This is a genomic window from Variovorax sp. 01T439_2 (genome assembly GCF_056398445.1).
In genome coordinates this window covers 1-1,658 of record NZ_JBFTPJ010001133.1, presented here as the reverse complement: position 1 = coordinate 1,658, position 1,658 = coordinate 1, and the positions used below count along the sequence as shown (strand labels likewise).

The 1,658-nt window shown below is 67.7% G+C and carries 2 protein-coding genes; one reads left to right on the top strand and one right to left on the bottom strand.

From position 1 onward, the window contains the following. Positions 1 to 405: universal stress protein (locus AC1DOC_RS32750; RefSeq protein WP_478131449.1), on the top strand; the 405-nt coding region annotated here is incomplete at its 5' end. Positions 406 to 425: 20 nt separating this feature from the next. Here the strand turns inward: AC1DOC_RS32750 and AC1DOC_RS32745 are convergent. Further along, on the bottom strand, positions 426 to 1,418 hold the full coding sequence (locus tag AC1DOC_RS32745; RefSeq protein WP_012747916.1) for an AraC family transcriptional regulator: 993 nt from the start codon (positions 1,416 to 1,418) through the stop codon (positions 426 to 428). Positions 1,419 to 1,658 lie beyond the last annotated feature (240 nt).

Here is a 1,658-nt window from a genome sequence, read left to right as displayed (position 1 = left end):
CTCTCGAAGAAGGCGGTCACAAGCGCGATCGCCCTCGCGAGCCGGCACGATGCCGACCTCGTCGCGCTCACCGTGGTGCCGCGTTACCCCAAGAGCTACTTCGACGGCGCCATGTCCTTCTCGCCCGACGACATCGCCCGGGTCGAGAAGCAGTGGGCCGACAAGGCGCAGGACATGCTCGACGCCGTGGCCGCGCGCGCGGTGGCGAGCGGCGTGCAGCTGAAGACCGCCATCGCCAACTCGGACCTGGTGGCCGAATCGATCGTCGCCGCCGCAAAGAAGCACAAGTGCGACCTGATCGTCATGGCCTCGCACGGCCGCAAGGGCATCAAGCGGCTGCTGCTGGGCAGCGAGACGCAGCACGTGCTGACGCACTCCACGCTGCCCGTGCTGGTGCTGCGCTGACCGCGCGGCGGGCCTCAGCTTCAGGCGGCCTGCATCGAGCCCGCACCGAGCGCGTCGTTCTCGGCGTCGCTGAGCCAGCGGCGCTTGTCGCGCAGCGGCGGCGCGCCGAACATGCGGCTGTACTCGCGCGCGAACTGCGACGGGCTCTCGTAGCCCACGCTGTGCGCCGCACTCGACACGTCGGCGCCGGCCATCAGCATCTGGCGGCGCGCTTCCTGCAGCCGCAGCTGCTTCTGGTACTGCAGCGGGCTCATGGCCGTCACGGCCTTGAAGTGATGGTGGAACGACGACACGCTCATGTGCACCGCGCGCGCCATGTCCTCGATCCGCAGCGACTGCGAATAGTTGATGCGCAGCGCGCTGATCGCCTTGGCAATGCGCTGGGTGTGGCTGTCCTGCAGCGCGATCTGCCGCAGCCGCGCGCCCTCCCCGTTCACCAGCAGGCGGTACATGATCTCGCGCTTGATGAGCGGCGCCATGATCGGCACGTCCTCGGGCGACTCGACCAGCCGCAGCAGCCGCAGCACCGGCTCCAGCACCGGCATGCCGATGCGGTTGACGTACATGCCGCGGGAAGCAGGCGCATTGGCCTTCGCGGGCAGCTTCTCGTCGCCGATGAGCTTGCCGATCTCGTCGATTGCCAGCTCCAGCCGCACGCCCAGGTACGGCTCGTTGTCGCTCGTCAGGCGCACCTGGCCGCACACCGGCAGGTCGACCGAGGTCACCAGGTAGTGCATCGGGTCGTACACATAGATGTCGTCGCCCACGATGATCCGCTTGGAGCCTTGTGCGATGAGCCCGAGCGCCGGCGTTGCGAAGGCATGCTTGGGGCCGTCGGGCTTGCTGATGCAGAACACCTGCAGGCCGGCCACCGGCGTTTCCACGGTGCCGTCCTGGCCGCGCGTGATGCGGTTGATCAGCGCGACCAGTTCCTTCCTGGCTTCGTCGAGTTCGGGCTCCAGCGGCATCGGCTGGGCAATGGCGGCAGCGATTTCGGGTGTGTCTTGGGGCATGTTCGGGGGGCCTTGTCACGGATGGGGCCGCGGTGGCGGCCGGCGTGGAGGATCGGGTGGTTCAAAGCTTAGCGCCACGCCAACGAATCTGCACGGCCCGTGCAGGAGGTCTGGAGAAATAGGCAAGGACTTTGCAGGAACGCGCTCGCCATGCGCGGCGCCGCGGCCGGATACTTTTGCGGTCGATGGGGGCTTTGCGGCTCCCTTTCTCGTGCCACACACCCAAAGGACATCTCTCAT